This is a genomic window from Anoxybacillus andreesenii (assembly GCF_030813005.1).
Classification (GTDB): Bacteria; Bacillota; Bacilli; order Bacillales; family Cytobacillaceae; genus Robertmurraya; species Robertmurraya andreesenii.
In genome coordinates, this window is record NZ_JAUSTU010000056.1 from 1 (window position 1) to 4,532 (window position 4,532).

4 protein-coding genes are annotated in these 4,532 nt (G+C 37.6%); all 4 read right to left on the reverse strand.

Annotation, left to right across the window (positions count from 1 at the left end; translation table 11 throughout):
- Nucleotides 1-231: 231 nt before the first annotated feature.
- Nucleotides 232-1,269: a siderophore ABC transporter substrate-binding protein gene (locus J2S07_RS21530; RefSeq protein ID WP_307152420.1), complete on the reverse strand. Its 1,038-nt coding sequence runs from the start codon at nt 1,267-1,269 to the stop codon at nt 232-234.
- Nucleotides 1,270-1,474: 205 nt separating this feature from the next.
- Entirely contained in the window at nt 1,475-2,242 is a 768-nt protein-coding gene (locus J2S07_RS21535) for an iron ABC transporter ATP-binding protein (protein WP_307152421.1), read from the reverse strand.
- Nucleotides 2,239-3,192 carry an iron chelate uptake ABC transporter family permease subunit gene (locus J2S07_RS21540; protein WP_307152422.1) on the reverse strand — a complete coding sequence of 318 codons (954 nt, stop codon included), beginning with the start codon at nt 3,190-3,192 and terminating at the stop codon, nt 2,239-2,241. Before J2S07_RS21540 ends, J2S07_RS21535 begins: the two co-directional genes overlap by 4 nt.
- Nucleotides 3,182-4,135, reverse strand: a complete 954-nt coding sequence (locus tag J2S07_RS21545; RefSeq protein ID WP_307152423.1) for an ABC transporter permease — start codon at nt 4,133-4,135, stop codon at nt 3,182-3,184. Before J2S07_RS21545 ends, J2S07_RS21540 begins: the two co-directional genes overlap by 11 nt.
- Nucleotides 4,136-4,532 lie beyond the last annotated feature (397 nt).

Consider the following 4,532-nt stretch of genomic DNA (forward strand, 5'->3'; position numbering starts at 1 on the left):
AATTTATAGGCTTTGTTGACTAGCATTTTTTTCACCTCCAAACGAATATACGTTCCTATTTTACCATATTTGGGGGATTTTGGCTACAGCCAACCCACATTCATCTCCCACTTATCGTTGGGCTATGCCCTTCGCACGATTGAAGGGGGAGTCTTCTGTCGGGAATGATAAAGATAATAGGCTATTCAAAAAGTCGATTGCTCTGCTTTCTGAATAGCCTATTTTTTATTCTTATTTTAATTCAGCTAATACTTCTTCAATTTTTGCAAGTTCAGATTGTAAGCCTCCACCGCTTAAGTACCAAAGTGGTCCATCTAAGTAAACAATATGCTTGTTCTTGTAAGCATCTGTTTTCTTGATGATTTCATTTTCCATATCCGCTTCGATATTGGATTTGCCACCAATCGCTGCTGTACGATCGATAACAAATAATACTTGTGGGTTAAATTCAAGAATTGCTTCGAATCCAAAGTTAGAGCCATGAGAAGAGGCTTCAATATCTTCAGTTACAGGCTTGAAGCCGTAAATGTCATACATATATCCGAAACGGGAATTTTTTGCAAAACCAGATAATTTACCTTCGTTATACATGGTTGCTAATGAAGTTTCATAGTTCCCTGCTAATGCTTTGATTTCTTCAAGTGCTTTATCAATTTTGGCCGTATATTCTTCCGCTTCTTTTTCTTTACCGAACATTTTCGCTGCAACATCTACAGATGCTAGGAAGGTGTTCCAGTAATCATCCTGTGAAGTACCAACGAACACAACGTTTGGCGTAATTTCTTTCAATTGCTCGTAGTATGGTGCTTGACGTCCAGAAATAAAGATTACATCTGGTCCAAGTTCAGCGATGTCTTCAAGTAATGGCTCCTTTAGGTTCCCAACACTTGCATACTCATCAGCAGCATATTTTTCAAGATGTGCAGGCAAGGCTGTATCTTTCGGTACCCCTACTACTCCTTCAACACCAAGTGCATCTAATGTATCTAAAAACCCATAATCAAATACAACCATTCTCTCAGGCATTTTTTCAAATGTGACATCTTCGAAATTATATGTTTGACCACTTTCTCTATCTGAAGAAGAAGCAGTGGTTGGAGAAATGGTCATTGGATATGTAGGCCCCTGCCCCTCAGCTGTTTTTCCAGTTTCCTGTGATTGCTTTTCACCTGCATTGTTTGTCTTGTCTTTTGCTGTTTCATCAGAACCACAAGCTGCAAGCATTAAAACCATCGCTAACAAAAGGCTAGCAAACTTCCATATCTTCATATGTCTTTCTCTCCTTTGATTGTTTTATATTGTCTTTTTAAAAATGATAATCATTATCATTGATAACAATTCTCATTATAGAGTTGCAATTGATTTCCGTCAATACCTTATTAGCTAAATTTGTGAAATTATTTATTTTTAGGATCACTCAATTTCATGTACTAAAAAAATCTAGAGAGCTCTTCTCTAGATCTTTTTATATTGATTATGCGTGAGAGTTAAAATATACACAAATCCGACATCCATTTTGCTCCTGAATAGGAATATCCATATCATAAATATCTCGGAGTGCATCTCTATTAATAATTTCATGGGTTGGTCCATTTTTTACTAGCTTCCCGTCTTTTAGCGCTACAATACGATCGGAATACACAGATGCAAAATTAATGTCGTGCAAAACGATGACAACCGTCTTTCCAAGCTCATCGACAAGCTTCCGGAGAATTTTCATAATTTGTACAGAGTGCTTCATATCCAAGTTATTTAAAGGCTCATCTAATAAGATATAGTCTGTATCCTGGGCAATAACCATGGCGATAAATGCACGTTGCTTTTGGCCCCCAGATAATTCATCCAAAAATTTATCTTGCATAAAAGTTAAATTCATATAATCTAGAGCTTGATCAACGAATTTTTCATCCTCTGCTGTCAAGCGCCCTTTTGAATAAGGGTAACGTCCAAAAGAGATAAGCTCCCGTACGGTTAACCGAACATTAATAAAGTTGGCTTGTTTCAAAATCGAAACACGTTTGGCAAATTCAGATGACTTCCATTTTTTCACATTACTCTTATCTAGCAATACCTCTCCAGTGTCTGCTTCTAACAAACGGCTCACCATAGAAAGAAGAGTCGATTTACCCGCACCATTCGGCCCGATAAACGATGTAATGGTCCCTGGCTCAATTGTTACCGTAACATCTTCCACAACAGGCTTTTTACCAAACTGCTTTGTTAATCCTTTGATTTCAATCATCCTGCTGCCCTACTTTCCTTTAATAATAAGTAAATGAAGTAAATACCACCGATAAAGTTAATGATTACACTTAATGTCGTTCTTAATTCGAAAATATGCTCTACGAGGAATTGACCACCAACTAAAGCAATAATCCCCATTAGACTTGCCCCAAATATAAGAGTGGAGTGCTTATACGTGGCTAAAAATTGATAGGATAAATTAGCCACAATTAAACCGAAGAAGGTAATGGGACCAACTAATGCTGTTGATGTCGCAATTAAAATAGACGATAAAACTAAAATTTTCATCACCATGCGGTCATAGTTAATCCCAAGATTAATCGCATTTTCACGACCAAGGGACATTACATCCAGCTTTCCCATAATGCGATAGCCGTATATAAAGGCAACCAATAATATCCCAATCGCAATATATAATAATTCAGCCTTTACATTTGTAAAGGAAGCAAACAAACGATTTTGCAAGCTGAGATATTCCACCGGATCTATTAGCACTTGAAGAAACGTGACAAGGCTACCAAGAAGTGTTCCAATGATTATCCCGATTAATAGAAGTAAGTAGATAGGATGCTTATCCGCACGGAATAACAATCGGTATAAAAGGAGTGCGAATAAAACCATGGCGAAAATGGCTGCACCAAAGTTCAAATATTTATTTAATACCCAAACGGACATGGAGCCGGCAAAGAAGTAAATCAACGTTTGAACTACTTCATACATCGAGTCCAGACCCATAACGGAAGGTGTTAGGATTCTGTTATGCGTAATCGTCTGAAACACGACAGTCGAATAGGCAATCGCTATCCCTGTTACAACCATGGCCGAAACGCGAATCATCCGTCTTGGAAAAGCGTAATCAAAGCCGCCTTTAATATCATAAAATCCATAGAGTAATATACAAACAATGGCGATACCCGCTAATATGATCAGTTTCGTACTATTTCGCATATGCTCTCCCCCTAAATAACATAATTAAGAAGATCGCACTGCCTATTACTGCCACGGTAACATTCACAGGAATCTCATACGGGTGGATAATAACACGTCCAATAATGTCGCATATTAATAGAAAGACAACCCCTAATACCGCAGTATGTGGAATAGTCTTGCGTAAATTATCACCTAAGTAAAGAGAAACAATGTTAGGAACAATCAATCCTAAGAATGGAATAACACCGACCGTCAGGACAACGGTTGTCGAAATAATCGCAACAAGGACAAGACCGATATTCAACACAAGCTTGTAGCTTAAGCCTAAGTTCTTCGCAAAATCTTCCCCCATACCTGCGACGGTAAATTTGTTCGCATAGAGGTATGCTAGGATGACGGCTGGTATGCTTACATATAACAGCTCATAGCGACCCGACATAATCAATGTGAAGCTTCCCATTAACCAAGAAGATATATTCTGCAGAAGGTCTGCTTCATATCCAAGAAAGGTCGTAATCGAAGACAGTATGTTCCCGTACATAATCCCAATTAACGGGACGAAGATCGCGTCCTTAAATTTAATTCGGTCCAAAATCTGCATAAAAACAAAAGTTCCGACTAAAGCAAAGGCAAAACTAAATATAATCTTTTGCGTGTATGTAACATTTGCAAAGAATAACATAGAAATTAATATTCCTAGTTTTGCTGCATCTAACGTTCCAGCAGTCGTAGGCGAAACAAATTTATTTCGGCTTAAGGACTGCATAATCAAACCTGCAATACTCATTCCTGCCCCTGCTAAAATAATCGCTAGTAACCGAGGTAAGCGACTAATAAGGAAGATTTGTGTTTCATCTGATTCCCAATTAAGTAAGTCACTCGGCTTAATATCGATTGCTCCGATAAACAGCGATACAAAAGACAGGACGATAGCAGCAATCATCAACATCCATAGTCTCATTTGTAATCCTCATAACGTAGTTATTCTCTGATGATAATTGAAAATGATTATCATTCCGAGTACATCTTCATTATAATCAATCAAATATTGAAATTCAACCCTGAAACCCTTATTACAGTTAAGATAGGTGGAAAGATGAAAATTCTATGAATTTTATACATATTTAAGAGCTACGAAAATCAAAAATTTCCATAAGACGTAAAAATAAAAAACCCTTATGAGATAAGGAGTTAAGAATTGAACTACCCACCACTTAGCATCTCTTACGAGCTACTTGAAGTGGGGGATTCCTAAGTAAAGAAGCCTATCGGCTTCTAATTGATTAGGCTAGCCCCGTAGTTCCTACGGTTAGAAGCCTTACGGCTTCAAATTCAATATTTTTTCCTGCATTAATGTC

Bases quoted from the DNA above. Each gene is read 5' to 3' on its own strand.
- J2S07_RS21530 (WP_307152420.1), bottom strand. From the start codon at position 1,269: ATGAAGATATGGAAGTTTGCTAGCCTTTTGTTAGCGATGGTTTTAATG.
- J2S07_RS21535 (WP_307152421.1), bottom strand. From the start codon at position 2,242: ATGATTGAAATCAAAGGATTAACAAAGCAGTTTGGTAAAAAGCCTGTT.
- J2S07_RS21540 (WP_307152422.1), bottom strand. From the start codon at position 3,192: ATGCGAAATAGTACGAAACTGATCATATTAGCGGGTATCGCCATTGTT.
- J2S07_RS21545 (WP_307152423.1), bottom strand. From the start codon at position 4,135: ATGAGACTATGGATGTTGATGATTGCTGCTATCGTCCTGTCTTTTGTA.